The following is a 21,695-nucleotide window of genomic DNA, read 5'->3' on the forward strand; positions in this document are numbered from 1 at the left end:
TCAGGCATCCGCCCCGGGTACGGGGCAGCGCGGCTCCGGGGCCGGTGCGGGCACCGGCGTCCGGTGTTCCGGGTGGAGCCGCAGCCCCTCCGGCATCAGCGTCAGCCGCTCCGTCACGCGCAGCCGGTAGTCCGGCTCGGGCCGCAGCTCGTAGCGGCGCAGCAGCAGGCCGAGCACCAGCGTCGCCTCGTGCAGCGCGAACTGGCGCCCGATGCACGCCCGCGCCCCCGTCCCGAACGGCTTGAAGGTGTGCGGGGCCCGGGACCGTACGGCCCGCGCCTCGAAGCGGTCCGGGTCGAACCGCTCGGCGTCCGCGCCCCACACCTCGGGGTCCCGGTGCAGCATCGGCGTCAGCACCAGCGCCCACGCCCCGCGCCGCATCGGGTGCTCTCCGGCCAGCACGGTGTCCTCCCGGGCCTCCCGGGCGAAGGCGGGCGCGGTGGGCCACAGCCGCAGCGACTCGTCCAGCACCCGGCGCACGTAGCGCAGTCTGGCCACCTGCTCGTAGGCCGGTTCCGCCGTGTCGCCCCACACCTGGTCCACCTCGGCACGCGCCCGGGCCGCGACCTCGGGGTGCCGGGAGAGGTAGTGCAGTGCGAAGGAGAGCGCGCCGGACGTCGTCTCGTGGCCGGCGACGAGGAACGTGATGACCTGACGGCGGACGTTCCGGAGCTCCAGCCGCTCCCCGGTCTCGGGGTGGGCCGTCTCCAGCATCCGGTCGAGCAGGTCCCCGTCCCCGCCGCCCCCGGCGCGCCGGGCCCGGACCAGCTCGTCGACCGTGCGGTTGAGGTAGGCGATGTCGGCCGCGTTGCGCCGGCTCGCGCCGCGCAGCAGCAGCGGGGCCAGCGGGAACGGCACGGTGTTGAGCCGCTGCGCGTAGGTCAGCGTGCCGACCATCGCGGTCACGAACGGGTGCGGCCGGGAGCGTTCGAACGAGCCGAAGTCGTGCCCGAAACCGGTCCGCGCGATCGTCTCCAGCGTCAGCTTGGTCATGTCGCCCGGCACGTCCACCGCCCGGCCCGCCGCGGCCGCCCGGTCCCAGTGCTCCGTCAGCTGTCGTGCGACGGCCAGCATCATCGGGTGGTAACCCGCCATGGCCTCCCGGCTGAACCCGGGGGCGAGCACGTCGTGCGCCAGCTGCCAGTTCGGCTCGTGGTTGTACGCCGTGAACAGGCCGTCCCCGGCCACGGGGCGCAGATTGGCGATGCCGAGCCCCACGTGCTTGGCGAACCGCGACTCGTCCGCGAGGTCGGCCGCGTGCCGGGCACCCCAGACGAAGACGAACTCCTTGCCGAAGGCCTTCCGCCGGAAGACCGGCCCGAGTTGCCGGGCGTACCGGAGCGAGTCCTGCAGCGGCGTGCGCCGGTTCACGCCCACCACGTCACCGAGCAGCGGGATCCGGTGCGGCGGATGCGGAATGCGGTCCAGCTTCGGCCAGCCCAGCTCGGCACTCCGGAAGCCCTTGGGCACCCCGTCCCGTGTCGGCGCCTGGGTCATCGCGATCTCCCTTGATCCAGCGGCGGGTTCGCACGTGTCGCCCGTGTGTTGTACGTCGGTTCAATAGCGCGCTTCAGTCTGGTCCCGTTGTTGAACCGGCGTCAAGTAAAGTGCGGGTATGGCCGCGAACCAGGCCGGGCGCACCCGCCGCCGGCTCAGCACCCAGGAGCGCCGCGAGCAACTGCTGGCGGTCGGGGCGCGGCTGTTCTCCGAGAGGCCGTACGACGATGTGTGGATCGAGCAGGTCGCCGAGATCGCCGGGGTGTCGCGCGGGCTGCTGTACCACTACTTCCCGACCAAGCGGGACTTCTTCGCGGCGGTGGTCGAGCGCGAGAGCGAGCGGATGCTGCGCATGACGGCGGCGGTTCCGGGCGTCCCGGTGCGCGAGCAGCTCGCGGACGGTCTCGACACGTTCCTGGGGTACGTCCGGGAGCACGCGCACGGCTACCGGGCCTTCCACCGCGCCGACGCGGCCGGGGACCAGGCGGTGCGCCGGGTGTACCAGCGGGCCCTGGCCGCGCAGGAGCGGCAGATCCTCGCGGCGCTGGCCGCGGACCCCGAGTTCGGTCCGGCCTTCGAGGAGCGGCCCGAGGTGCGGCTCGCCGTGCGCGGCTGGCTGGCGTTCACCACGGCCGTCTGCCTGGAGTGGCTGCGGGGCACGGAGTTGAGCCGGGATCAGGTGCGCGAGCTGTGCGCGCGCGCCCTGCTGGGCGTTCTCACTCCCTGAAAGGTCTCGCAAAGATCACGTGTGGAGGTTGGCGCACACCCCGATCTTCGATAGGTTAGGTGAGGCTTACCTAAGGAGGTCTGGGATGGGTGACGACAGCCACAGCTGGACGGCGGCCCCTGCCGCGGCGGAACGGGCGCGCTCGGTGCTCGCCGCCGCGTGGTCCTGCTCGGTGACCGCGGAGGGCGCGCGGGAGGAGCTGGTCGGCGCGCACACGGTGGCCGAGGACGGCCGGGTGCTCGTGGACGTGCCCGAGGACAGCGCCCTGCTCGCGGCCGCGATCTGCGCGCCCCGGGGCGAGCCGTCCGCGGTGCTGGAGTTCGCCGACGTGGCGCCCGTCCCGCTCCGCAGCCGGATCCGCGCCCGGCTCTGGCTCGCGGGCTGGTTCGCCGTCGAGGAGGGCCGGCTCGCCTTCACGCCCACGCGCGTGGTGCTGCGGCAGCCGTCCGGCGCCGTCGTCGTGGACCTGGACGACTTCGCCGCCGCCGCGCCCGACCCGCTCACCACGGCCGAGGCCAGGCTGGTGACCCATCTCGCCGACTGCCACGCCGACGCCGTCGAGCGGCTCACCCGCCTGGTCGACTCCGACAGCCTGCACGGCGCGGTCCGGGTCCAGCCGCTCGCCGTCGACCGGCACGGCCTCACCCTGCGCATCGAACGCGCCCGCGCCCACGGCGACGTACGCCTGGCGTTCCACCGGCCCGCCGACGACGTCGCGCAGCTCACCGAGCGCATGCACGTCCTGCTCGGCCAGGCGAGCGCCGCGTCCTGCCCCCGGGCGCTACAGCGGCAGCGCACAGACGGCGACCGGTGACGAGAACGGTTCGCCGGCCCGTCGCAGGGCTCCGCTCGTCCCGTCCACGTGGAAGACGGTGACGGTCGAGGACTTCTGGTTCGCCGCGAACAGCAGCGTGCCCTCCGGCGAGAGGGCGATCTGGCGCGGGAAGTCCCCGTCCACCGGCACCGTGTCCAGCAGCCTGAGCCGGGCGCCGTCCGCCTCGATCGCGTAGCGCGTGAGGCTGTTGTCGCCGCGGTTGGCGAGATAGGCGTACCGGCCGTTCGGGGTGACGAGGATCTGCGCCGGGTAGCTGGTGCCCGGACCCGTGCCCGTGGACTGCGCCTCGCCGACCCGCACGCGGCCGGAGGCGGGGTCGTACGAGCAGACCGCCACCGTGTTGTCGACCTCGTCGGCGAGGTAGGCGTACCGGCCGCCGGGGTGGAAGGTGAGGTGGCGCGGGCCGGCGCCCGGCCGGGTTCGCGCCCGAGTGACCTCGGTGAGCCTGCCGGCCTTCTCGTCGAGCCGGTACGTGTAGACGGTGTCGGTCCCCAGGTCGACGGCCAGCACATGACCCCCGTCGGGGCTCGTGATGATCTGGTGGGCGTGCGGGCCCTCCTGGCCGGGGCCGGGCGGCGGACTGGAGTGCGTGACGAGGTCGGCGCGCTCGCCGAGGGCTCCCGAGGCGTCGATCGGATGCACGGCCACGCTGCCCGAGCCGTAGTTCGCGCTGAACAGCCAACGCCCGCCCGGATGCACCGACAGATGGCAGGGTGCGGCGCCGCCGGTGCTCCGGCTGCCCAGGACCTTCCGGTCGGACAGCCGCACGGCGGTCACGGCGCCGTCCTCGCGCTCGTCCACCGCGTACAGCGTCCGGCGGTCCGGGTGGATCGCGAGGTACGACGGGTCGCCGACGCCGGTGAGCGTGCCCGTGCCGGTGATGCGGCCCGTCGCCGGGTCGTACTCGGCCAGCCCGATGCCCTTGCCGCCGCCCTCGGCCGACGTGTACGTGCCGAGGTAGAGGGGGCGCGGGCCGGAGGGGCGCCGGGCCTCGCGGGACGGGCTCGCACTCGCCTCGGGCGCGGGGGAGGCGGCGGGCTCGGGCGCCTTGTCGCAGGCCGGCAGCGCCGCCGCGGCGGACCCTCCCGCCAGCACGCCGACGAACCGGCGCCTGCTCCAGCCAGTGCTGTCCATGTCGCCCCTCAGGTCGTCACTCGTCCCCGTCGCGACAGCCACCTTGGCGTGGATCACCCGTCGGGTGCAACAAAGGCACTTTGCGTTGCGTCCGGCGCAACAGGACGCGGGGTCGGCCGGGATCCGTCCCCTCCCTCAGCGGGAACGTCCGCCGACCCCGGTCCGGTTCCGCCACAGCTGCTCCTGAACGCCCAGGCGCTCACGCATCCGCGTCAGCCGTGGCATGCGCACGCGCTGCTCCCGCGACACCCGGTCCAGTTCCTCCAGCAGGCGGCGCGTGCGGTGCTCGGTGTCGAGTTCGTCGAGGATCCGGTTCACCTCCGTCAGGACGGCGCCCGGAAGCTGCCAGTGCCCGGGGTCGCGCTCGGCTTCCTCACGCAGCAGCAGGGCCAGCTTGTCGCGGGTGCCCGCCGCGGTGCGCAGTTCCGCGGCGAGACGTTCCTCCGCCGACTCGGCGCTGGCGCTGAGATGGGTGGTGACCAGCACCGCGAAACTCACCACGGCGTCGGCGATCTCGGACAGCAGCTGCTCCAGCGCCGCGCCCGTCTCGGTCTCGAACAGCGGCTCCGGCTCGCGTTCCTTCGCCAGGTCGGTGAGGGAACGGGCCAGCACCCGCAGCACGACCGTGCAGATCTCCAGCGTGTCCAGGCCGGTGCGCAGCACCACCCGGTGCAGCAGGCCCTCCCGGACGCGCGGGTTGAGCCGCAGGCTGTCCTCGGCCTGTCTGAGGGCGGCGTCCACCTCGACGATGTCGTGGTCCAGGCGGCGCGCCTCGTGCAGCCGCTCCGCCGTGCGGTCCACGGGCGGTGCGCCGGCGGCCTCCTCGCCCATGCGGATCATCAGCTGTCGCAGCCGACGTGCCAGGCCCTCGATCGACTCGCCCGCCTCCTCCACCCACACCGGGGGAGCCAGCAGCAGATTGCAGCCGAGCCCGACGACCGCGCCGATCAGCGTCTCCACCACCCGCGCCCAGGCGGTGTCCCCGACGGTGGTGACCCCGAGGACCAGCATCGCGCTGATCGCGACCTCGGGCACGTACTCCTCGACCCGCACCAGCCGCCCCACCGCCAGCGAGGCGATGAGCAGGAGCGCCAGGCTCCACCAGGTCAGGCCCACCAGCAGGCTGAACGCGATGGCGACAAGGACACCGGTCACCACCGCGTTCACCCGCCGGAAGCCGTTGGTGAGGGTGGCGTACAGCGTCACCTGGACGACCAGCAGGGCCGTCAGGGGAGCGGTGAGGGGCAGTTTCTCGGGGCTCAGCCGGAGCGCGATGACGTAGGCGATCGTCGCCGCGAACGCGGACCGCAGCGTCTGGACGACGACGGGATCACGGCGCTTGTCCAGGATCCTGGTGACCCGCGCCGTCCACTCACGTACCTCTTGCATCCTGGGGCTGTTCCCCTTCCCCTGGCATCGAACGCATCCATGAAGGACGTTAGTGCCGTCGGATACCGCGGGCGACCGAGGGCGGTCAGGCGTACAGCTTGTCGAGGAAGGCGGCCAGGTGGCCCGTGGTCCGGTCGATCTGCTCCTCCAGCGTGAGGCTCTCCTCGAAACGGGCGCCGGTCTCCGGCACCTTCTTCCCGCGCACGTACAGCGAGCAGGCGAGGTCGGTGCACATGTACACGCCGACGGAGTTCCCCTCCCGTCCGGCCGTCCCCGCCTTCCGCGCGGTCATCAATGAGACCCCGCCCCGCGGGTGCGTCGTCAGGCACAGCGAGCACATGCTGCGGTGCAGGAACCCGCGCTGCGCCGCCTGGAACCGCATCGCCACCCCGACGAGCCGCCCCCCGCGCTCGGTCACGAGATAACTCCGGTCAGGTGCTCCCGGATCCCGCCACCCGAGGAAGTCGAGATCGTCCCACGGGCGCTCGGCGAGGTCCCGGGGCACGGCCAGGCGCTTGGCCTCTCCCTTGGAGCAGTTGACAAATGAGTTGCGGATGTCCTGCTCGGTGAGTGATCTCATGGGAGGGCTCCTGGTCGTCGTCGCCGTAACCTAGGGGTCCTAGGTTTCTGTGTCCGGGCCAGGGTAGACATCGGCGGCGAGGGGGAGCCAATGGATTTCCGCGGGGTTGTCGGTTCGTGTGCCCGGGCGGCGCTGCGTCATGTCGCGGCCCGCTCGGCGGGGCCCGCCGTCGACGCGCGCCTGCGCATCACGCTGAACTTCCACCCGGACCGGACCGCGCGCGGCCGGCCCGTCCTCGCGGCGCTGGCGCAGGACGGCAGATACCACTCGCAGTTCGTCACCGGCACGAGCAACGGCGGCCTCACCGCCCACCCCGGAGGCGACCGGTGGCGCTGGGAGAGCAGGATCTTCGGCGGCGCCTACGACGCCGCGGCCGGGCACGAGCGGCCCGTGTACGGCGCCCTGAACTTCCGCCGGCAGGTCGTCGGCGCGGCACCCCGGTTCGGCTCCTCGCACTTCCGGCTGCGCGCCGCGACCCTGGACCGCGCCACGTTCTGCTATCCCGACAGCGCCGCAGAGCCGGCCCACTTCGGCGTCGCGGCCGGCATGTCCCTGATCGCACTGGCCGAGGCGGACGAGCAGGATGCCCTCAACGACTACATCGAGGCGCAGGTGCACGGCGGCGTCGACCTCGCCCGCGACGTGGAAGCCCTCGTGCTCGACGCCTGCTACCGCGGCACACCCGTCGAGGCAGCGGCCCGGCGGCTGCCCTGCCCCCTCGAGTGGCACCCCGGCTACCGGCTCACGGTGGCCGCGCTGCGCCGCCACGGCGACTACCGCGGACAGGAGTACGCCGAACTCGGGGCCAGGATCGCCCGGGACGGCCTCGTCGACCCCCGGGCCATCGGCGACGCCGCCCGGACCGGCCGGTACGAGCTGCAGGACCTCAAGATGGTCTGGCACACCCTCGCCCGCTTCGGCGCCCCGGAGGGCGCGGGCACGGCCTACTCCGGGACGGAGGCCTCCGGCGGCCACACACCGGGCGTGAGCACCCCCAGCGCGTAGGCGCGGGCCACCAGTTCCGTGCGGTTGGCGGCGTTCCAGCGGGAGGACAGGCGGCGCAGGTGGTAGGTCACGCCGTCGGTGGTGAGGCCGGTCTCACGGGCCGCCCGGGCCGTGGTGGCGCCACCGGCCAGGAGGGCGAGGATGCGGGCCTCCACCGGGGTGACCCGGGGGTGCCCGGCGGACGGGTCCGCACGGGGCCGCTCGCGTTCGCCCTCCACCCGCAGCATCACCAGCAGCGCCGGCGTGTCCTCCACCGTGTCGCTCACCGGGTCCGCCGTCAGCTCCCCGTACCGCTCGGCGCCGCCGGGTGCCCGCCAGCGCACCGACACCTGGTAGCGCGAGCGGTGCCGCAGCCGCAGCGCCTCGGCGATCCGCTCCACCTGCGTCGCCTCCCGCGGGCTGAACAGCTCCAGCACGTCCCGGCCGCGCAGCCGCCCCGGCGTCGTACCGCACTCCGCGGCCATCGCCGGATTGGCCAGCAGCACCGCCCCGTACACATCGCACACCGCGACCGGCATCGCGATCCGGTCGAAGAGGAGCAGCGCGCGGTTGCGCCACATCACGGCCTCCAGCCGGGCCAGCTCCACGGGTCTCTCCTGCCACGCCGGGCCGCTCCCGCGCAAGAGCGACGCGTCTGCTTGCACTACACAATCATGTAGGGCGGCGACACTGCCCGCCGGGGCCCGTGGATCACTCTGGAAGCAGTACTTCCGTACCGCGAAAGGCAGTTGCCGCGTCATGCCCCCCACCGGACAGACTCCCCTCTCCCTCCCCGGCGTTCCCGTCGCCGACATCTCCGCCACCGGACCCGGCGGTGCGCCCGTCCAGCAGGCCATGGACCTGATGCGCGAGCACGGGCCCGTCTTCGTGCGGCGGCTGTACGGGCGGGACACCCTGTTCGTGGGCGACCTGGACCTCGTGGCCGACCTCGCGGACGAGCAGCGGTTCGCCAAGCACATCGGGCCCGGTCTGGAGAACGTCCGCGAGTTCGCCGCCGACGGCCTGTTCACCGCGTACAACGACGAGCCCAACTGGGCCAAGGCGCACGACATCCTCATGCCCGCCTTCGCGCTCGGCTCGATGCGGACCTACCACCCCGTGATGCTGAAGGTGGCCCGCCGGCTCATCGCGTCCTGGGACCGCGACGCCCGCGCCGGACGGCCCGTCGACGTGCCCGGCGACATGACCCGCATGACGCTCGACACCATCGGACTCGCCGGATTCGGCTACGACTTCGGGTCCTTCGAACGGCCCGAGCCGCACCCCTTCGTCGAGTCGATGGTCCGCTGCCTGGAGTGGAGCATGACCCGCCTCGCCCGCGTCCCGGGCCGGGACTACTCGGCGGCGGACGCGGCCTTCCGCGACGACGCCGCCTACCTCGCCCAGGTCGTCGACGACGTCATCGCCGCCCGCACCGGCACCGACCAGAGCCAGGCCGACGACCTCCTCGGCCTGATGCTCACCGCCGAACACCCGGCCGACGGCACCACCCTCGACGCCGCCAACATCCGCAACCAGGTCATCACCTTCCTGATCGCCGGCCACGAGACCACGTCCGGCGCCATGTCCTTCGCGCTGTACTACCTCGCCAAGCACCCCACCGCGCTCCGGCTGGTGCAGCGCGAGGCCGACGAACTGTGGGGCGACCAGGCCGACCCCGAGCCGACCTACGACGAGGTCGGCAAGCTGACCTACACCCGCCAGGTCCTCAACGAGGCGCTCCGGCTGTGGCCCACGGCGGCCGTGTTCGCCCGGCAGGCCCGCGAGGACACGCTGCTCGGCGGCCGCGTCCCGCTGCGCGCCGGCCAGTCCGCCCTCGTCCTCACGCCGATGCTGCACCGGCAGCCCGTCTGGGGGGACAACCCCGAGCTGTTCGACCCCGCGCGCTTCACGCCCGAGGCGGAGGCCGAGCGCCCGGTGCACGCCTTCAAGCCGTTCGGCACCGGCGAACGCGCCTGCATCGGACGGCAGTTCGCGCTGCACGAGGCGACCATGCTGCTGGCCATGCTCGTCCACCGCTACCGGCTGCGCGACCACGCCGACTACCGGCTCACGGTCAAGGAGGCCCTCACCCTCAAGCCCGAGGGCTTCACCCTCACCCTCGCCCCGCGCACCTCCGCCGACCGCGTCCACCCGCCGCTGCCCGGCGCCGCCCCGGCCCAGCAGTCCCGGTCGGCCGAACCCCAGGGCCTGCCCGCCCGCGTCCGCCCCGGCACCGCCGCCCTCTTCCTGCACGGCAGCAACTACGGCACCTGCCGCGACTTCGCCGCCCAGCTCGCCGACGAGGCCGCCGCGCTCGGCTGCGACACGCAGGTGGCACCCCTGGACGCCTACGCCGACGGCCTGCCCACCGACCGGCCCGTGGTCATCACGGCCGCCTCCTACAACGGCCGCCCCACCGACGACGCCACCGCCTTCGCCGCCCGGCTGGAGGAGGACCATGACCTGTCCGGCGTGACCTACGCCGTCCTCGGCGTCGGCGACCGCAACTGGGCCGCCACCTACCAGCACGTCCCCACCCGGATCGACGACCGGCTCGCCGCGTCCGGCGCGACCCGCCTGCTGGAGCGTGCCGCCGCCGACGCCTCCGGCGACCTCACCGGCACCGTCCGCGTGTTCACGGCCGCCCTGCGCACCGCCCTCCTGGAGCGGTACGGCGACCCGGACGCCACCGCGCCGGACGCCGGCGAGCCCACGGCCGCCTACGAGGTCCGCACCCTCACCGGCGGGCCGCTGGACGCCCTCGCCGAACGGCACGACCTCGTCCCCATGCGGGTCACCGAGGCCCACGACCTCACCGCGCCCGGCCACCCGCGCCGCAAGCGGTTCCTCCGCGTGGCGCTGCCGGAGGGCGTCACCTACCGCACGGCCGACCACCTCACCGTGCTGCCCGCCAACGCCCCGGACCTCGTCGCCCGCGCCGCCGCCGCGCTCGGCGCCGACCTCGACACGGTCCTGGACATCCGCGCCACCCGCCCGCGCCGCGACGGCATCGCCGTCGACCGGCCCGTGACGGTACGCCAGCTCCTCAGCCACCACGTCGAGTTGCAGGAGCGTCCGAGCGCCGGGCAACTGGCCGCGCTCGCCGCCGCCAACCCCTGCCCGCCGGAGCGCGCGGCCCTGGCCGCCCTCACCGACGACCCGCGCACCCTCGTGGAGATCCTGGAGGACCACCCGGCGCTGCGCGGCGCCCTGGACTGGCCGCGGCTCCTCGACCTCCTCACCCCCCTGCGCCCGCGCCACTATTCCATCTCCTCCTCGCCCGCCGTCGACCCCGGCCACGTGGACCTGATGGTCTCCCTGCTCCAGGCGCCCGCCCGCTCGGGCCGGGGCGTCTACCGGGGCACCGGCTCCGGCCACCTCGCCACGCTCCGGCCCGGCGACACGGTGTACGCGCGCGTGCAGCCCTGCCGGGAAGCCTTCCGCATGGAGGCCGCCGAGGGCTCCGCACCGGTCGTCATGGTCGCGGCGGGCACCGGCCTCGCCCCGTTCCGCGGCGCGATCGCCGACCGTACGGCGGCCCTCGCGAAGGGCGCCGCACTCGCCCCCGCCCTCTGCTACTTCGGCTGCGACGCCCCCGACGCGGACTTCCTGCACGCGGAAGAGCTGCGCGCCGCCGAGAGGGCCGGGGCGGTCTCCCTGCGCCCCGCCTTCAGCGCGGCCCCCGAGGGCGAGGTGCGGTTCGTGCAGCACCGCATCGCCGCCGAGGCCGAGGAGGTCCGGGCACTGCTGGACGCCGGAGCGCGGGTGTACGTGTGCGGTGACGGTTCCCGAATGGCCCCCGGGGTGCGGGAGGCGTTCCGTACGCTGTACCGCAAGCACACGCCGGACGCCGACGAGCGGGCCGCCGAGCAGTGGCTCGACGGGCTGATCGCGGACGGGCGGTACGTCGAGGACGTGTACGCGGCCGGCTGACCGAGAACGAAGGGGAGGGGTGGGCGCACGGTGGTGGACTCCTGGGAACGGGCCCGGCGCATTCTCGAGGAGGCGGGCCTGGACCCCGGCGGCCTCGCCCACCTCGCCCCGCTGGCCGGCGGCACGTACAACACCGTCGAGGAACTCCGCCTCACCGACGGCAGCCGCTACGTGCTGAAGATCCCGCCCGCCGCGGCCGTCCCCGGCCTGCGGCACGAGCGCCGGCTGCTCGTGTCGGAGGCCGAGTTCTACCGCTCGGCCGCCGGCGTGGGGGTCCGCGCGCCGCAGCTGGTGTCCCTGGGCGACGACTTCCTGCTGATGACGGCCTGCCCGGGCGACGCCTGGGACGACTCGCTCACGGAGCGGGAGACGACCGCGCTGCGCCGGGAGCTGGGCGGCCAGGTGGCCCGGCTCCACCGCGTGAGGGGCCCCGGCTACGGCTACCCCTCCGGCGCCCTCGGCCCGCTCGCCCCCGACTGGCGGACCGCGTTCCGGACGATGTTCGACGCCGTCCTCGACGACGCCCGCCGCTACGGGGCCCGGCTGCCCCGTCCCGCCGACGCGGTCGCGCGTACCGCCGAGTCCGCGTACGGCGCCCTCGACGAGGTCACCGTGCCCTGCCTCGTGCACTTCGACCTGTGGCAGGGCAACATCCTCGTCGACCGCTCGGACGGCGGCGCCCGCATCGGCGGCCTCATCGACGGCGAGCGCATGTTCTGGGGCGACCCCCTGGCCGACTTCATCTCCCTGGCGCTGCTCGGGGACATCAGGCGGGACGAGGCGTTCCTGGCGGGCTACCGGGAGGCCGGCGGCCGGGCGGAGTTCGACACCCCGGCCCGGCTCCGCCTCGCCCTGTACCGCGCCTACCTCGACCTGATCATGATCACCGAGACGGTTCCGCGCGAGTACGGCCCCGAACGGGAGCGCTGGCTTCAGGAGACGGTCGCCCCGGAACTCGTCGCCGCCCTGGACGAGATCGAGGCCCTCGTGGCGGACCCCGGGCATTAGCTCACCGACGGCGGCCGCCCGCACACCGGACAGTGCGTTCCCCACCTGGCGTGCTGCGCTGCCGGAGCGCGCATCGCGCTGAGGTTTCCCGGGGCGCGGCGGAGGTACTCGCGTGGCGCCCGGACGAGCGAAGGGAGTAATGCCGTGACCGACCACCGCCTCGAAGCACCCGGCGAGAACGGTGAGCCCGTCCCGCGGGACATGCCGGACCAGCAGGCCGACGCCGGCGAGGACCCGTGGGAGGTCGCACCGCGCTTCACGGGCACCGGCAAGGGCGAGAAGGACCAGGCGGCGGACGAGGCCGACGAGCCGGCCGAAGACGTCCCCGACACGGACGAAGCGGGGACGGGCCGGCAAGGCGCGCCGCGGTCCGGAACGGTCCACCCCGAGCACCCGGTGCCGGACGAGCCCTCCGCCTGAACGCGGACGCGGAGGACCCAGGAACACCGAGGGCCGCAGCCGGCTGTGGGGGTCGGCTGCGGCCCTCGGCCTCGTCCTCGTAGTGATCTTCGGCGGGTCAGCCCACCTTGCGGCCCCGCAGCGGCTCCGTGCCCGCCCCCGCGCCCTGCTGGAGGCCCTGCAGGAACTCCGCCAGCACATCCGTCGCCGTACGCTCCGGCTGCCAGCCGAGTTCCGTCCGGGCGCGCGCGGAGTCCATCAGGGGGAGCCGCAGCACCGCGTCGAACAGGTGCGGGGAGGCGGGCAGCAGGTGCAGGCCCCAGGCGGCCGCGATCGCCGAACGGGCCGCCGAGCGCGGCAGCCGCACGGGCCGGGCGCCCAGCATCTCGCCCAGCACGTGCGCGTCGACCGGCGGATCGGCCGCCAGGTTGAAGGCGCCCCGGGCGTCGGAGTGCACGGCCAGCCGGTACGCCTGCGCCGCGTCGTCCGTGTGCAGCGCCTGGACCCGCAGCCCCGGGATGTCGGGCAGGAAGGGCAGCAGCTCCGGGCGGGCCAGCGGGCCCGGCAGGAACTTGCCGCCGAAGATGCGGCGCTGCTCGCTCGCGGACTCCCGCTTGAACAGGAAGGCGGGGCGCATCCGCACCACCCGCGTCCCGGGGTGGTCGCGCTCGAACGTGTCCAGCGCGCGCTCCAGATAGGCCTTCTCCCGGCAGTACGCGGCGTCCGGCCAGCCGTGCGTCGGCCACGACTCGTCCACCGTCTCGTCCTTCGGGCCCGGCGAGTACGCCCCGACCGACGAGGCGTGCACCAGCGCCGGCACCTCCGCGGCGGCCACCGCCTCGAAGACCCGCATGCTGCCGAGCACGTTGGTGCGCCAGGTAGCCGCCGGATCGTGTGTCGGCTGGAACGCCCAGGCCAGATGGACGACCGCGTCGGCGCCCGTGAACCGCTCCACCAGGTCGGACCGCTCGGAGGCCAGGTCGACCGCGTCCCAGTCGGTCTTCGGGGGCGACCAGTCGGGGAGCCGCCGGGCCAGGCCCAGGACGGAGCCGATCTCGGGATCCTCGGAGAGGAGACGCACCACGCTCGTGCCCACGTTGCCCGTGGCGCCCGTGACGACGACCCTCATGCCCGTTGCGCTGCTCACCTCTGGCTCCTCTCGGCCGCGTGGTTCCGCGAGAGAGGACCGAGTACCCGGGTGGGGCGGATTGCACGTGGGCAGAAGGAAGCCCCGGCCGGACGGGGGAATCACGGCCGGGGCGGCTCTGAGGTGGGAGGCCCGGGGACACTGTCCCATCCGCACCCACGTGTTGTTCAACGGGGAACTACCGCTGGGTGTTCCGGGTTCGCGCGCCCGGCCCGTGAGGTGTGTCACTGCCCTTTGTCGTCGGGCACGGTCTCCGCCCAGAGGTTCTCCGCCTGGAGCAGGAGCGTGCCGAGCACCGCCGTGTGCGCGGCGCCCTCCTGGGCGTGCCGGCGGAGCTTGTCCTGCAGTTCCTCGTGGAGTTCCCGCATCGCCTTCTCGGTCCCGTCGTCCGGCCGGCCGTGCAGGCTGCCCTCGCGCAGACTGTCCGCCTGCGCCTGGCAGGCGTCCCCGATGAGCTCCAGCATCCGCGCGTACGACCGCAGGGCCCGGCCCTCGGGCGGGACAGGAGTCCGGTTGTCGTCCACGGACACCGCCAGAGCCCGGGTCAGGGCGGTGACGTGCCCGGTGATCCGGCCGAACCGCTCGTCCTCCTCCACCGGCGGCAGCGCGGCCTCCCCGTGCGGTACGCGGTGCAGGGCGCGCAGCGGGCCGGAGGTCAGGCGCAGGCTCTCCTGGCTCCAGCGGCGTGCCGAGTGCAGCGCGTCCAGGCGGTGCTCCAGCCCGGCCGAGGCGCTGAGCCAGCCGGCGGCGGTCTGCGCGTCCCACTCGCCCTCACGCAGGTCGGCGGCGACCCGGTGCAGGACGTCCCCCACGTCCCGGGCGAGCGCCACCAGGTTCTCCCGTACGTCCCGCAGATGGATCGGCGGCAGGACGAGCGCGTTGACGGCGACGCCGATGACGGCGCCGAGCGCGGCCTGGCCCACCCGGTGCCCCACGCCGGACAGGCTCACCGTGCCCGCGGCCAGGGTGAACAGGGCCGTGGTCGCCGCGTAGATGCCCTGGTCGCCGAAACGGGGCCAGTTCGCCAGCAGCATCAGCACCGGCACGGACAGGGCGAGCGCGCCGGTCGTGTCGCCGGTCACGGCCTGCGCCGCCGAGGCCAGCAGGGTGCCGACGCAGATCGCCCCGAACTGCCGCGCGCCCTGCACCAGCGAGCTGTAGACGGTCGCCTGCACCAGCACCAGGGCCACCCACGGCGCCATCAGGGCCAGCGGGTCCCCCATCCAGACCCCGCCCACCAGCCAGGCGATCACGGCCGCCGCGGCCGCCTTCAGCGACTGGACGACCAGATCCCTCTCCCGCCCGGGGCCCCGCCAGGCCGCCCGCATCGCGTCCCAGGCGGCCCGGGTCTCCCGTCGTACGGCGTCCACCGGCTGCACGGCACGGATGCCGTGCTGCAGATTCCGTATGCGCCTCGGGGCCGCTATCGCACCCCCGGGCCGCGGACCCGGGGCCGGGCCGCCGGTGTCGTCCGCAGTGGTGCCTCGGTCCCTCCGCGGGCGAAGGGCGCCCGCCGTCCGCCGTACCGCACTCGTCACACGCGTCATGCGCTGCGGGTATCCGCGTGACCGGGGGTTTCACGTCGCCTCACGCCAGCGGGCCGTCCCGGAGCGAGGCGAGGAGGTGCGCGGGGTCGGCGTAGACCGCGTCCGCGCCCGCCTCCTCCAGGTCCCTGCGCGGGATGCCGCCGCACAGCACGCCCACACAGCGCACCCCGGCCCGGCTGCCCGCGCGCATGTCCCACACCGTGTCGCCGACGAACACCGCCCGCTCCGCCGGCACCCCGGCCAGCTCCAGGGCGTGCTCGACCGGCTCGGGCGCCGGCTTGCCCCGGTCGACGTCGTCGGCACTGGCCGTGGCGGCGATGGCGTCGTCGGCGTCGATCGCCCGGCGCAGCGCGCTCAGCTCCGCGCCGCCCGCCGAGGTGGCCAGCACCACCGTCCAGCCCTCCCGGTGCAGGCGCCGCAGCAGCGCCCCGGCCTCCGGCAGCGCGGGCAGCCGGTCGAAGTACTGCCCGTACAGCGCCTTGTGCCCGGCGCTGATGTCCGCGTCCTGGTCCGTGTCCCGGTCGTCGCCCAGCAGATGGGCGACCAGGTCGGTGGACGGCAGGCCCACGGCCCGGTGGACGGCGTGCATCGGCACCTGGTGGCCCGCCTGCCGGAGGGCCTCCCACCAGGCGACGACATGCAGATGGTTGGTGTCGACCAGGGTGCCGTCGACGTCGAACACGGCCGCGCGTTCCATGGATTTCGGTTCCTTTCTCTCCGGCCGCGTGAGTACCACGTCAGCCGGACGGCACGCGCCGCTCACGGGTCCACGCCAGCAACTCGTCCAGCGACCACGTCGTCACCACCCGCTCGGGCGGCACCCCGCACTCCTCCGCCCGCGCGCACCCGTTGATCTGCCAGTCCAGCTGCCCCGGCGCGTGCGCGTCGGTGTCGACGGAGAACAGCACCCCCGCGTCCATGGCCCGGCGCAGCAGCCGCCGCGGCGGGTCGAGCCGCTCCGGCCTGCTGTTGATCTCCAGGGCCGTGTCCGTCTCGGCGAGCGCCGCGAACACCTCGTCCGCGTCGAACTCCGACTCCGGCCGCCCCCGCCCGGTCAGCAGCCGCCCCGTGCAGTGCCCGAGCACGTCCGAGTGCGGGTCACGGACGGCGGCCACCATCCGCCGGGTCATCGAGCGGGCGTCCATCCGCAGCTTGGAGTGGACCGACACCACCACGACGTCGAGCCGGTCCAGCAGCTCCGGCTCCTGGTCGAGCGAGCCGTCCTCGAGGATGTCGCACTCGATGCCGGTCAGCAGCCGGAACGGCGCCCAGGACTCGTTCAGCTCCGCCACCACGTCCAGCTGCTCGCGCAGCCGCCCGGCCGACAGCCCGCGCGCCACCGTCAGCCGCGGCGAGTGGTCGGTCAGCGCCGCCCACTCGTGCCCCAGCGCCGCCGCGGCCCGCCCCATCTCCTCGATCGGGCTGCCGCCGTCGGACCAGTCGGAGTGCAGATGGCAGTCCCCGCGCAGCAGCGCCCGCAGCTTCTCCCCGCCCCGCACGGGCCGCGGCTCACGCGCCTCGGCCTCCAGCTTCTCCAGATAGCCCGGCACCTGCCCGTCCAGCGCCTCCCGCACCACCTGCGCGGTCTTCGGGCCGACCCCCTTGAGCTGCTCCAGCGAACCGTCACCCGCCCGCCGGCGCACCTCGTCCCCGCCCAGCTCCTTCAGCACCCGCGCCGCCGTGCGGAAGGCGCGCACGCGGTACGTCGGCGCCAGGGACCGCTCCAGCAGGAAGGCGATCCGGTCCAGTGCCTCGACGGGGTCCATCGCCACCTCCACCTCAAGGGTTCCCCAGCGCCCCGCGGGCCGCACGACGGGCCGGCGGTTTGTCCCGTACCCACCCGGGTACTGCGATGCCTCGTCCCGCCCGCGTCGACGAGGAGGCCCGTCATGCCCGCCCCCACCGCCCCCACCGGCAGGGTCGCCGTGATCACCGGCGCCGACTCCGGCATCGGCAGGGCCACCGCCGTGCGCCTCGCCGAGGCCGGCCTGGACGTCGGCATCACCTGGCACAGCGACCACAAGGGAGCGGAGGAGACGGCGGAGGAGGTCCGGGCGCACGGGCGGCGCGCCGAGGTCGCCCGGATGGACCTCACCCGGCTGCCCGGCGCCGCCGACACCGTCGACGAGCTGTGCGAGCGCCTCGGCCGCCTCGACGTGCTGGTCAACAACGCCGGCACCGGCACCATGACGCCCTTCCTCGACCTGGAGCTGTCCAAGGTGCGCGAGGTCCTCGACGTCGACCTCGTCGGGCCGTTCCTGTGCGGGCAGAAGGCGGCCCGGCACATGATCCGGCAGGGGGACGGCGGCCGGATCGTCAACGTCACCTCCGTCCACGAGCACCAGCCGCGCGTGGGCGCCGCCCCGTACTGCGCCGCCAAGGGCGGACTCGGACTGCTCACCCAGGTCATGGCGCTCGAACTCGCCGAGCACGCCATCACCGTCAACGCCGTCGCGCCCGGCGAGATCTCCACGCCCATGACCGGGCAGGAGGACACCGACCCGCACACCGAGAGCCGCCCCGGCATCCCGCTCGGACGGCCCGGTGACGCCCGCGAGGTCGCCGCCGTCATCGCCTTCCTCGCCGGACCGGACGCGTCCTACGTCACCGGCGCCTCCTGGAGCGTCGACGGCGGCATGCTGCGGATGGGCCCGCAGGCCGGCTCGCACCTCACCGGCGACGACTGGCGTCGCCCCTGAGGGAGCCGCGGCGAGACCGCGCACCAGTTCCCGGCAGCGCCCGGCACACCCGTGGCAGGTCCGCGAGGTCAGCCACTGCGTGCCGTCCTCGATCCTCGGCCGCTGACCTGAACCCCGCGCCGGAGCCGGTTCCGCTCTACGCTCGATGCATGACCGAAATCTCGAGCCCGCACATAGCGCACCCCCGGATCATGGTGCTCGGGGTACAGCCGGGCACACCGCCGTTCCGGATCGTGGAGATCGACGGCCAGGTGGTCGGCGAGGCCAGGGCCATCACCGACGTCCTGGCGGCCGCGGCCGCGTTCGGCATCACGGTCCACGACCTGGACGACCCGGACGTGGTCCGCTGGGTCGGCGGGGACAAGTTCACGTGGACGGTGCACTAGACCCCACCGCCGTGGCCTACGATCTCCGGATCATGCCCGATCATGTCCACGCCACCGGCGCGTACTCGGCCGACGAACTGGTCTCACTCCTCAGCGACCGCCTCGGGCTGGTCTTCACCGAGCGCGACAGCTTCTTCCTCGGCGTTCACCACGTCGCCGCCCTCCCCGGCGGCCGGATCACCATTCAGCCCAACGCGATCCCCGGTGACGACGGCGAGGACGACCGCTACGCGGAGGAACACCCGGCGGACTGGGTTCTGCTGCTCACCACCACCTCGGTCGAGGACGCGGATCCGCCGGCCCGTCTGGAGTCCATCGAGGGGATCGTCCGCACGGACGGCCCGGAGTAGCCCGGCAGCTCAGCTGCCCGCCGTCGTCTTCCCCGGTCGGTCCCGGTGGGGCCTGCGGGCGTGGACCGCGCGGCTGAGGCGGCGGCCCAGGAGGAGGTAACCGATCAGCGCGCCCGTCGTGTTGAGGATGACGTCGTCGATGTCGAAGGCGCGGCCGGTGACCAGGGCGCCCTGGGCGAACTCCACCAGGAGCATCACCACGGCCGTCAGGAACAGGACGCGCAGGATGCCGCGGGTGCGGGGGGCGACCACGGGGACGAGGACGCCGAAGGGGACGCCCAGCAGGATGTTGCCGCCGATCTGCCGGACGGCGTCCCGCAGCTCCGGCTGGTCGAGATAGGCCTTGAGTGAACTGCCCGGCCGCAGATTGCTGTGGGTCAGCGCCTCGGAGGCGGGCGAGGGCTGCAGGGTCAGCCGTGCCAGCACCACGGCGAACGCGACCATGAACGCGAAGGCGCACAGCATCGCCAGCACCCGCAAGGGCAGCGGAAGCGGGCGACGCTCTCGCCCGGACCGGGCGGTCCGGGGACGTGACACTGCACCGGCCATTGGTCCTCCAGTCTTCAACTTCCCTGCGTGGTAACGCGGTTACCCAGAGCGGGACCGACGATGCCGCCACCGGCCGTTCCCAGCCACGGTTTCCCCGCCTCCCGCCGGGGCACTCCGCACCGGAGCCGCCGCGCGCCGCCACGTCCCGCAGCCGGCCCGGTGCTTGGATGACCGGGCCGCGCTCGCCGCGCTGTGGCTGGTGCTCGTCACCACCGTCGACGCCCTGGAGATCACCGTCGGCGCTGCCGCCGCCCTCCTCGGGGCACTCGCCGCCCGGGCCGCGCGGCGGGCGGTGACCCGGCGGTGAACGGCTGGATCCTCGCCGCGACGCTCCTGCTCGGCACCGGCCTGACCGCCGCCCTGTGGGGCGTCGCCACCGGCCCGCCGCGCCGCCGCGTCGTCGCGCAGAACCTGTCCACCGCTCTCGCCTGCCCGGGCCTGCTCCTCCTCGCCCAGGGCTACGACCGCCCCTCCTACGTCGACCTCGCCCTGGTCCTCGCCCTGCTCGGCCCCGTCGGCACGCTGGTCTTGCGCGTGGCCACGGGCCCGGGCCGGGCGACGGCGAAGCTCCTGCTGACGGGCCAGTCCGGGCACGTCGGGGACTACGTCGCGTGGCTCCTGGTGGGCACCACACTGCTGGGCGCGCCGGCCCTGCCCGGGATCCTCGGGAGCTGACTGACGCTGCCGGGGCCGGCCCCGGGCCGCCCGGAAGCCGGTCAGTTCCCGTACGAGACGTTCACCTCCTCGAAGCCCAGGGAGCGCAGCAGGCCTTCGAGCATGCCGGTGGTGTTCGACTCGGCGCGGGCGGTCAGCTCGCTCTCCTTCGCCGCGTCGCCGATGTGCCGTACCGCGAGCTGCTGCACGGCCTGTTCGCCGTTCGGGTTGTCCGAGAAGAGGTCGCCGAGGCGGTCGAAGAGACCGCGCTGCTTGGAGACGGCGTAGGAGCGTTCGGGGTCGAGGGCCGGCTTGCCCAGTTGCGCGTGGGGCAGCCGGAGCGTGGCGGACGTGCGGTCGCCGTTGACCCGCACGTCGTTCTCGCCGACCTTGCCCAGGTCGACGTAGGCGTCGACGGTGCCCGCGCCGACGTACAGGGTGCGGGTGCCGCGGATCGCGTCGGGGAGGAACTTCGCGTCCTTCTCCAGGTCCACGACGACCTGGAAGTTGCCGGAGGCGGCGTCGTAGCGGCTGATGTCCTGGATGGACTGCAGCAGTGCGGGGCCGGACCGGTCGTGGGTCTCGGTGCCGAACAGGTCCTTCAGGCCCGGGAGCACGCTCAGCCGGATCCCGGCGAAGAACACGACGAGCACCAGCACGAGCGCGGCCACCACCTTGGCCCAGCCGGGCATGCGCCTGGGGAGGCGCTTGACGGGAGTCGTCATGTGACGGCCCTCCTTCCTACTGACCGGATGCCCGCCACGCCCCCTGCCAGACCGCGGAGTTGAGGATTCGACGAACCCGGCGGAAGCATGCGGGGCGCAGGCGTGTCCCCCTCAGGGGCGGGACGTGGCCTCCGGCTGCTGCAGGGCCGCGTCGAGTGTCGGCTGCGGCGGCAGCAGCCGGGACAGGCCGGTGATCCGCAGGACGCGCAGGGTCAGCGGGTGGGAGCAGACGAGGAGCATGTACCCGCCCCGGTCGAGCACCCGGCTCCTGGCCCGGTACAGCAGCCGCAGGCCCGAGCAGTCGAAGAACTCGATCCGGCTGAGGTCGATCACGATCCGGGCGGCGGGGCGGTTCGTCTCCCGGTCCAGGTGCGGGGCGATCTCCGTGGCCGCGGCGAGGTCGATCTCGCCGCGGAACTCCAGCACCGTGTGCCCCCGTTCGTGGCGGACGCGCAGCTGCCGGGTGAGCGGTGCAGGTTCCTGCCGCACGACGAGATCGCCTCCAGCCTGCTCCGTGCGTGGGAGGGGCGCGGCCCTCAACACCGTTCCCCGTCCCGCAAGTTACCCCCGAACGAATGAATTTGAGCATGTTCGATTGACATATGTCTCTGAATTACAGGTGAGTTGGCCGAGGTTCGCGCGGGGGCGTGCGCGGGCGTGAGGCCCGGCGTGCACTCCTGTCTACGACAGGGCGTGCCAGGCCTTGGTGAGCGCCTGGCGGAACTGCTCGGTCTGGTGCGCCGTGAGGTCGCGCACCATCCGCTCCTCCAGCTCCCGGACGGGCCCGGCGTGCCGCGCGAGCAGCTCGCGTCCGGCGTCGGTGAGCAGGATCAGCAGCTCCCGGCGGTTGCGGGGATTGCGCTCCCGGCGCACCAGACCGCGGCCCTCCAGGGAGCGCACGAGGTCGGCGATCGACTGCGCGGTGACGAAGGAGTCGCGCGCCAGCTGGGCCGCCGACAGTCCGTCGTGTCGCTCCAGCACGGTCAGCGCGGTGTACTGGAGGGCGGTGATTCCGGACGGTCTGACCAGCTCGTCGAGGTGGGAGCGCACGACGAGTTCCACCTGCTTGACCATGTAGAGCAGGGAAGGGGGCGCCTTGGTCACCTGTGTGTCGAGCATGGAAGCAGGCTAGAGCATTGACAGGAAACC

Annotated in this window: 24 protein-coding genes; 11 read left to right on the forward strand and 13 right to left on the reverse strand. The window is 73.9% G+C overall.

The annotated features are described in order from the left end of the window. Complete coding sequence (locus ABZ386_RS20355; RefSeq protein ID WP_358965437.1) at positions 1–1,497, reverse strand: cytochrome P450; 1,497 nt, start codon at positions 1,495–1,497, stop codon at positions 1–3. 118 nt (positions 1,498–1,615) lie between these two features. Here ABZ386_RS20355 and ABZ386_RS20360 point away from each other — a divergent pair, with 118 nt between their 5' ends. Next, entirely contained in the window at positions 1,616–2,224 is a 609-nt protein-coding gene (locus ABZ386_RS20360) for a TetR/AcrR family transcriptional regulator (RefSeq protein WP_358965439.1), read from the forward strand. 85 nt (positions 2,225–2,309) lie between these two features. After that, complete coding sequence (locus ABZ386_RS20365) at positions 2,310–3,038, forward strand: DUF2470 domain-containing protein (RefSeq protein ID WP_358965441.1); 729 nt, start codon at positions 2,310–2,312, stop codon at positions 3,036–3,038. Here ABZ386_RS20365 and ABZ386_RS20370 read toward each other — a convergent pair. From ABZ386_RS20370 to ABZ386_RS20380, 3 genes are all read right to left on the reverse strand, one after another. After that, complete coding sequence (locus ABZ386_RS20370) at positions 3,006–4,193, reverse strand: lactonase family protein (protein WP_358965443.1); 1,188 nt, start codon at positions 4,191–4,193, stop codon at positions 3,006–3,008. The two genes, ABZ386_RS20365 and ABZ386_RS20370, sit on opposite strands and share 33 nt — an antisense overlap. Positions 4,194–4,328: 135 nt before the next feature. After that, on the reverse strand, positions 4,329–5,582 hold the full coding sequence (locus ABZ386_RS20375; protein ID WP_351335725.1) for an FUSC family protein: 1,254 nt from the start codon (positions 5,580–5,582) through the stop codon (positions 4,329–4,331). Between the two features lie 85 nt (positions 5,583–5,667). After that, on the reverse strand, positions 5,668–6,162 hold the full coding sequence (locus ABZ386_RS20380; protein WP_358839444.1) for an FBP domain-containing protein: 495 nt from the start codon (positions 6,160–6,162) through the stop codon (positions 5,668–5,670). A 90-nt stretch (positions 6,163–6,252) separates the two neighbouring features. Between ABZ386_RS20380 and ABZ386_RS20385 the strand changes: the two genes are divergently transcribed. Further along, positions 6,253–7,167 carry a DUF3626 domain-containing protein gene (locus ABZ386_RS20385; RefSeq protein ID WP_356504159.1) on the forward strand — a complete coding sequence of 305 codons (915 nt, stop codon included), beginning with the start codon at positions 6,253–6,255 and terminating at the stop codon, positions 7,165–7,167. Here the strand turns inward: ABZ386_RS20385 and ABZ386_RS20390 are convergent. Continuing rightward, positions 7,107–7,754, reverse strand: a complete 648-nt coding sequence (locus ABZ386_RS20390; RefSeq protein ID WP_351335718.1) for a PAS domain S-box protein — start codon at positions 7,752–7,754, stop codon at positions 7,107–7,109. The two genes, ABZ386_RS20385 and ABZ386_RS20390, sit on opposite strands and share 61 nt — an antisense overlap. Before the next feature lie 151 nt (positions 7,755–7,905). Between ABZ386_RS20390 and ABZ386_RS20395 the strand changes: the two genes are divergently transcribed. The 3 genes from ABZ386_RS20395 to ABZ386_RS20405 all read left to right on the forward strand — a co-directional run bounded on the left by ABZ386_RS20395 (position 7,906) and on the right by ABZ386_RS20405 (position 12,510). Beyond that, complete coding sequence (locus tag ABZ386_RS20395) at positions 7,906–11,082, forward strand: cytochrome P450 (protein WP_358965445.1); 3,177 nt, start codon at positions 7,906–7,908, stop codon at positions 11,080–11,082. A 30-nt stretch (positions 11,083–11,112) separates the two neighbouring features. After that, positions 11,113–12,090: an aminoglycoside phosphotransferase family protein gene (locus tag ABZ386_RS20400; protein ID WP_358965447.1), complete on the forward strand. Its 978-nt coding sequence runs from the start codon at positions 11,113–11,115 to the stop codon at positions 12,088–12,090. 144 nt (positions 12,091–12,234) lie between these two features. Continuing rightward, entirely contained in the window at positions 12,235–12,510 is a 276-nt protein-coding gene (locus tag ABZ386_RS20405; protein ID WP_351335714.1) for a hypothetical protein, read from the forward strand. Positions 12,511–12,607: 97 nt separating this feature from the next. Here ABZ386_RS20405 and ABZ386_RS20410 read toward each other — a convergent pair whose 3' ends face one another. From ABZ386_RS20410 to ABZ386_RS20425, 4 genes are all read right to left on the reverse strand, one after another. Then, positions 12,608–13,636 carry an SDR family oxidoreductase gene (locus ABZ386_RS20410; protein WP_358965451.1) on the reverse strand — a complete coding sequence of 343 codons (1,029 nt, stop codon included), beginning with the start codon at positions 13,634–13,636 and terminating at the stop codon, positions 12,608–12,610. Positions 13,637–13,860: 224 nt separating this feature from the next. Continuing rightward, a complete protein-coding gene (locus ABZ386_RS20415; RefSeq protein WP_358965521.1) occupies positions 13,861–14,964 on the reverse strand; it encodes an aromatic acid exporter family protein in 1,104 nt (367 codons plus the stop codon). Between the two features lie 259 nt (positions 14,965–15,223). Then, positions 15,224–15,880, reverse strand: a complete 657-nt coding sequence (locus ABZ386_RS20420; RefSeq protein ID WP_358965453.1) for an HAD family hydrolase — start codon at positions 15,878–15,880, stop codon at positions 15,224–15,226. A 40-nt stretch (positions 15,881–15,920) separates the two neighbouring features. Continuing rightward, on the reverse strand, positions 15,921–16,949 hold the full coding sequence (locus tag ABZ386_RS20425) for a PHP domain-containing protein (RefSeq protein ID WP_358965455.1): 1,029 nt from the start codon (positions 16,947–16,949) through the stop codon (positions 15,921–15,923). Between the two features lie 123 nt (positions 16,950–17,072). On the opposite strand from ABZ386_RS20425, the gene ABZ386_RS20430 reads away from it, so the two are divergent. The 3 genes from ABZ386_RS20430 to ABZ386_RS20440 all read left to right on the forward strand — a co-directional run bounded on the left by ABZ386_RS20430 (position 17,073) and on the right by ABZ386_RS20440 (position 18,618). Then, complete coding sequence (locus tag ABZ386_RS20430; RefSeq protein WP_355725857.1) at positions 17,073–17,882, forward strand: SDR family oxidoreductase; 810 nt, start codon at positions 17,073–17,075, stop codon at positions 17,880–17,882. A gap of 149 nt (positions 17,883–18,031) precedes the next feature. Continuing rightward, the gene (locus ABZ386_RS20435) at positions 18,032–18,268 is read left to right on the forward strand and encodes a hypothetical protein (protein ID WP_358965457.1); all 237 of its coding nucleotides are present in this window, start codon (positions 18,032–18,034) and stop codon (positions 18,266–18,268) included. 32 nt (positions 18,269–18,300) lie between these two features. Next, positions 18,301–18,618, forward strand: coding sequence for a hypothetical protein (locus ABZ386_RS20440; RefSeq protein ID WP_358965458.1), 318 nt, complete (start codon positions 18,301–18,303; stop codon positions 18,616–18,618). A 9-nt stretch (positions 18,619–18,627) separates the two neighbouring features. Here the strand turns inward: ABZ386_RS20440 and ABZ386_RS20445 are convergent, their stop codons facing one another. After that, positions 18,628–19,167: a VanZ family protein gene (locus ABZ386_RS20445; protein ID WP_351335699.1), complete on the reverse strand. Its 540-nt coding sequence runs from the start codon at positions 19,165–19,167 to the stop codon at positions 18,628–18,630. A 163-nt stretch (positions 19,168–19,330) separates the two neighbouring features. Between ABZ386_RS20445 and ABZ386_RS20450 the strand changes: the two genes are divergently transcribed. Beyond that, positions 19,331–19,474, forward strand: coding sequence for a hypothetical protein (locus ABZ386_RS20450; RefSeq protein ID WP_351335696.1), 144 nt, complete (start codon positions 19,331–19,333; stop codon positions 19,472–19,474). After that, positions 19,471–19,842, forward strand: a complete 372-nt coding sequence (locus ABZ386_RS20455) for a monovalent cation/H+ antiporter complex subunit F (protein WP_358965459.1) — start codon at positions 19,471–19,473, stop codon at positions 19,840–19,842. The genes ABZ386_RS20450 and ABZ386_RS20455 overlap by 4 nt, the downstream gene beginning before the upstream one ends. Before the next feature lie 41 nt (positions 19,843–19,883). On the opposite strand, the gene ABZ386_RS20460 is transcribed toward ABZ386_RS20455, so the two are convergent. From ABZ386_RS20460 to ABZ386_RS20470, 3 genes are all read right to left on the reverse strand, one after another. Further along, positions 19,884–20,546 carry a DUF4230 domain-containing protein gene (locus tag ABZ386_RS20460; RefSeq protein WP_351335693.1) on the reverse strand — a complete coding sequence of 221 codons (663 nt, stop codon included), beginning with the start codon at positions 20,544–20,546 and terminating at the stop codon, positions 19,884–19,886. A 111-nt stretch (positions 20,547–20,657) separates the two neighbouring features. Then, entirely contained in the window at positions 20,658–21,035 is a 378-nt protein-coding gene (locus tag ABZ386_RS20465; protein WP_351335690.1) for an anti-sigma factor antagonist, read from the reverse strand. Positions 21,036–21,227: 192 nt separating this feature from the next. After that, on the reverse strand, positions 21,228–21,665 hold the full coding sequence (locus ABZ386_RS20470) for a MarR family transcriptional regulator (protein WP_114256988.1): 438 nt from the start codon (positions 21,663–21,665) through the stop codon (positions 21,228–21,230). Positions 21,666–21,695 lie beyond the last annotated feature (30 nt).

Source organism: Streptomyces sp. NPDC006140, from assembly GCF_040628815.1.
Taxonomy (GTDB): domain Bacteria; phylum Actinomycetota; class Actinomycetes; order Streptomycetales; family Streptomycetaceae; genus Streptomyces.

Excerpts from the sequence above, each read along its gene's own strand:
- ABZ386_RS20355 (WP_358965437.1), bottom strand. The coding sequence starts at position 1,497 with ATGACCCAGGCGCCGACACGGGACGGGGTGCCCAAGGGCTTCCGGAGT.
- ABZ386_RS20360 (WP_358965439.1), top strand. The coding sequence starts at position 1,616 with ATGGCCGCGAACCAGGCCGGGCGCACCCGCCGCCGGCTCAGCACCCAG.
- ABZ386_RS20365 (WP_358965441.1), top strand. The coding sequence starts at position 2,310 with ATGGGTGACGACAGCCACAGCTGGACGGCGGCCCCTGCCGCGGCGGAA.
- ABZ386_RS20370 (WP_358965443.1), bottom strand. The coding sequence starts at position 4,193 with ATGGACAGCACTGGCTGGAGCAGGCGCCGGTTCGTCGGCGTGCTGGCG.
- ABZ386_RS20375 (WP_351335725.1), bottom strand. The coding sequence starts at position 5,582 with ATGCAAGAGGTACGTGAGTGGACGGCGCGGGTCACCAGGATCCTGGAC.
- ABZ386_RS20380 (WP_358839444.1), bottom strand. The coding sequence starts at position 6,162 with ATGAGATCACTCACCGAGCAGGACATCCGCAACTCATTTGTCAACTGC.
- ABZ386_RS20385 (WP_356504159.1), top strand. The coding sequence starts at position 6,253 with ATGGATTTCCGCGGGGTTGTCGGTTCGTGTGCCCGGGCGGCGCTGCGT.
- ABZ386_RS20395 (WP_358965445.1), top strand. The coding sequence starts at position 7,906 with ATGCCCCCCACCGGACAGACTCCCCTCTCCCTCCCCGGCGTTCCCGTC.
- ABZ386_RS20415 (WP_358965521.1), bottom strand. The coding sequence starts at position 14,964 with ATGCGGGCGGCCTGGCGGGGCCCCGGGCGGGAGAGGGATCTGGTCGTC.
- ABZ386_RS20420 (WP_358965453.1), bottom strand. The coding sequence starts at position 15,880 with ATGGAACGCGCGGCCGTGTTCGACGTCGACGGCACCCTGGTCGACACC.
- ABZ386_RS20425 (WP_358965455.1), bottom strand. The coding sequence starts at position 16,949 with ATGGACCCCGTCGAGGCACTGGACCGGATCGCCTTCCTGCTGGAGCGG.
- ABZ386_RS20430 (WP_355725857.1), top strand. The coding sequence starts at position 17,073 with ATGCCCGCCCCCACCGCCCCCACCGGCAGGGTCGCCGTGATCACCGGC.
- ABZ386_RS20435 (WP_358965457.1), top strand. The coding sequence starts at position 18,032 with ATGACCGAAATCTCGAGCCCGCACATAGCGCACCCCCGGATCATGGTG.
- ABZ386_RS20440 (WP_358965458.1), top strand. The coding sequence starts at position 18,301 with ATGCCCGATCATGTCCACGCCACCGGCGCGTACTCGGCCGACGAACTG.
- ABZ386_RS20445 (WP_351335699.1), bottom strand. The coding sequence starts at position 19,167 with ATGGCCGGTGCAGTGTCACGTCCCCGGACCGCCCGGTCCGGGCGAGAG.
- ABZ386_RS20460 (WP_351335693.1), bottom strand. The coding sequence starts at position 20,546 with ATGACGACTCCCGTCAAGCGCCTCCCCAGGCGCATGCCCGGCTGGGCC.
- ABZ386_RS20470 (WP_114256988.1), bottom strand. The coding sequence starts at position 21,665 with ATGCTCGACACACAGGTGACCAAGGCGCCCCCTTCCCTGCTCTACATG.